Here is a 3,235-nt window from a genome sequence, read left to right on the forward strand (position 1 = left end):
TTAATGTAATTCCTTGCATTAATTATCTCATGTACAGGCAAAAAAGTCAGTAAAATCAAGGCTTTTTGATTGTTGAGCACACACTACTTACCTTCTGATTATTGAATTTATTCCATAACGCTCAAAAACTGCTATTATGTTGTGGGGTAAAAAGATAACTGAATACGCTTGCCGTAAAGAAGTTAATGGGGGTAAAAATAATTTATGATGAATAATATAATAACTTATGCTGTAATTATAATCGGAATAGTTTCTGTTATTCAAAGCAGGATAGGGTTTGACAGATTTAAAAAGTATATACATCTTTATACTTTCGGAGCTTCACTTTTTATGCTTTGTATAGGTATAGCAAATTATCAGGGTTCACAGGAGAGCAGTGATTATATACCCTGCCCGGGGTATATTACTGATATAAGCAGCAGTGAACATTATGCTGCGGCAGCAAAGCAATTCAGAACGGAATATAGTTGTACGATCCATTATACTTTTACTGATGGAAATGATTACATTTATGAAGAAGACGGACTTTTGGAGTATCCTGATGAAAACCTGTCAACTGTCTGGGTGAGTCCTGACAACACCAATGTGCATATGAGTTCCTCACAAAGCACATGGACTTTATCAATATGGAATTTTCTGATAGCAATTGTTTTATTTATAGTTACTGTTCCGCTATACATAAGCTTTAAGAATAAGCATCCCAAGCCTACAATGGATGAACTGGAATCGGCTTATATATATGGAATAATTATGGCTGTCTGTACTTTTATTTTTATTCCGTTTATGTCTTATTCATTGTTTGAAAAGCTTAAGTATGGTGAAACTGTAGATACACCTACACTGGATATCTGGGTTGTTCTTTGTATAGGATTTGTCTGGTCTGTTATTGTGGCTGCAGTATCAAAGAAAAAGATGCGAAGCGTGAGAAAAAGGAAATAAATATATTACAGTGTTTTTGGAGAATTTCTCTAAAGTCCGGTTACGAATAGGAGAGTACATTCATGAAAAGAAAGATAAGAGTATTGGCGATAACGTTATGTGCTTTGACATTGTTCTGCGGCTGCGGTATGGGGACAGATCTGTCTGTGCCTGCAGCAGAAACTACAGCTGTTACAGAAGACAGCACAGCAGTGAAAGAACAGGGTGTGACAGATAAAACTTCTGATTCGTCCTTTTCATATGTACATGATCCGAGAAAAAATCCGAAAGCGATGGCAGATATCGTTGAAAATCCTGCGGCGGTATACGGGTTCTCACCAAGTCCTGATTCTGAGCGTCTTGGTACCTATGCTGAATATGACTGGACAGATCCGAAGGTTGTTCAGGATGCAAAGGAAAAACGCACGGAATATCATAAGTCTTTGAAATCAATGGATGAAATTCTTCATAAGATGACAACTGAAGGCGCATCGGTTGAGGAAATGGCAAGGGCTGTGTCTGCCGAAAAAAACCGCATAAGACTTGAATCATACAAAGACGATCCCGAAGGGCTTAAAAAGCTGAAGCAGAGTAACCTGGATACCTACGGGCACGAGGATGGACCTACACCTGATGAAATGTTTGAGAAATATGGCAGCTGGGAAGTTGTTATGCAGAAAGCATTTTCCACTAATATGGGTATGGATGCATGCTGCGGGCTCTATGATGAGTATTATCAGCAGTATATAGAACTTGGGTACGTAGAAGAATAATGCTTACAACAGGAGGTTTAAATGGCTGAGTGTAAAGTTTGTTTTCAACACTGCGAGAAAAGTGAAGCCGGATTCTTTCTGTGGTGAGCTATGGCAGTAGGCATATGACATAGTGTTGAAAGACTTTTGTTAAAATTTAGACATTGAAAATGATTTTATTAAGAGTAAGATAAAAAACGACATTTTTAACAAAATGTGATAGGGGAAAATGGTGGGGCATACAATTTCTAAAAGCAGCGTAGGTAAAGCTATATTATTTGTGTTATGCACGTCGGCATTGAATGTGTTACTGATTCTGACGACGTTCGTTGCATATGGCATCACTTATGATATTCCTTATGATCATATGACACTTTTTTTACGACTTATGCAGTTGTATGGATTATTGTTTGTTCCGCTTTGCATCATTTTATTATTTCAGATTGTGAGCATCATAGTATTGGCGTTGATTTTTGCAATCAGGCACATGGGTGAAACAAGGAGAAGGGGGAGAAACTGATGAAAAAATATCTTTTATTTACTCCGCTGGCACTGAGCAGCTATATCTGGGTGTTTTTAATGATCATATCTTATGAATTGTATGAAAACCTCGCAGAAGATACGGCAGGAATTATTTCGGAAGTCATATGTGTCATGTTCGCGTTGGTGACTCTGGTGACTTATGTTATCGGACTAATCAAAATGTTCAGGGATGAGAGATATGATGAATTTTTTGCGGCAAAAGTTTCTCTGTATGTGAAGTATCCTCAGATTTTACCGGGAATTTTGTTAGGATTATGGTCTATCGGTCTTCTTATAGCACCGCTGGGATTTATTGTTTCGATTTTCTTATGGATTTATATGGCGATAGTATATGGCTGCACATCCATTGTTGTGACCTTGGCATGCAGAAGAATGTATAAGGCAGGAAAACTTGATGCAGGAAAGGCTGTTTTACTTGGTCTCTTTTCATTTATTCCATTATTCGAATACATAGTGCCTGTTCTTCTTTTCATTATGACCGGGAAAAGAAACAGGGTCGGGGATTGTGGCTGCGTAATGCAAAACTAAAGCGGAGTGAGTATGAACGAAAAAAAGACCGGGTTGCAGTTAGTGAATTGTGTACTGGATGTATTTCAGCTTATCTGTTGCGGAGTATCTGCATGTGGGATATTTATTTTTTCAAATGTAACATCAGGAGGCTGTGATAATCCTGTGACAGGATGGGCCGTCTTATTCGGCGGATTTATGCTGATAGGCTTTTTATATCTGATGGCCTTTGTACTGCTGCCTATATGCATAGCAAATATTATTGTAAGCATTATCGCTCTTAAACGTTATGGGAAGCAAGCGTCTGCTATCATATCATTGGTAATGTCGGTAATTATGATCCTTGTGAGCGCTTTTATTCTATTGTAAGAGAAAGAAAAATATTGCTATACTTCTATTGAAATCGAGAGACAAGGTAAATAGTGTATGCTCAGCAACCGCCTAATTTTTCAGACGGCTGCTTCATATAAACAATTGTACCTTGAAAATATCAAAATCAATTTTTGGAACAAAGA

General features: G+C 37.7%; 4 protein-coding genes. All 4 read left to right on the forward strand.

Annotation, left to right across the window (positions count from 1 at the left end):
• Positions 1-204 precede the first annotated feature (204 nt).
• The 4 genes from T515_RS15865 (at position 205) to T515_RS17510 (ending at position 3,089) form a co-directional block, all read left to right on the forward strand.
• Positions 205-939 carry a DUF3592 domain-containing protein gene (locus tag T515_RS15865; protein ID WP_036613432.1) on the forward strand — a complete coding sequence of 245 codons (735 nt, stop codon included), beginning with the start codon at positions 205-207 and terminating at the stop codon, positions 937-939.
• 62 nt (positions 940-1,001) lie between these two features.
• Positions 1,002-1,691, forward strand: coding sequence for a hypothetical protein (locus T515_RS17740; RefSeq protein ID WP_197026471.1), 690 nt, complete (start codon positions 1,002-1,004; stop codon positions 1,689-1,691).
• A 498-nt stretch (positions 1,692-2,189) separates the two neighbouring features.
• Entirely contained in the window at positions 2,190-2,741 is a 552-nt protein-coding gene (locus tag T515_RS15880) for a hypothetical protein (RefSeq protein ID WP_036613437.1), read from the forward strand.
• A gap of 12 nt (positions 2,742-2,753) precedes the next feature.
• Positions 2,754-3,089: a hypothetical protein gene (locus T515_RS17510; protein ID WP_155988413.1), complete on the forward strand. Its 336-nt coding sequence runs from the start codon at positions 2,754-2,756 to the stop codon at positions 3,087-3,089.
• Positions 3,090-3,235: the final 146 nt, after the last annotated feature.

It is taken from the genome of Oribacterium sp. P6A1 (assembly GCF_000702885.1).
In the GTDB taxonomy this organism is placed as follows: domain Bacteria; phylum Bacillota; class Clostridia; order Lachnospirales; family Lachnospiraceae; genus Oribacterium.

What these genes read in the sequence shown, in the direction of transcription:
- T515_RS15880 (WP_036613437.1), top strand. Translation starts at nt 2,190, where the DNA reads ATGAAAAAATATCTTTTATTTACTCCGCTGGCACTGAGCAGCTATATC.
- T515_RS17510 (WP_155988413.1), top strand. Translation starts at nt 2,754, where the DNA reads ATGAACGAAAAAAAGACCGGGTTGCAGTTAGTGAATTGTGTACTGGAT.
- T515_RS15865 (WP_036613432.1), top strand. Translation starts at nt 205, where the DNA reads ATGATGAATAATATAATAACTTATGCTGTAATTATAATCGGAATAGTT.
- T515_RS17740 (WP_197026471.1), top strand. Translation starts at nt 1,002, where the DNA reads ATGAAAAGAAAGATAAGAGTATTGGCGATAACGTTATGTGCTTTGACA.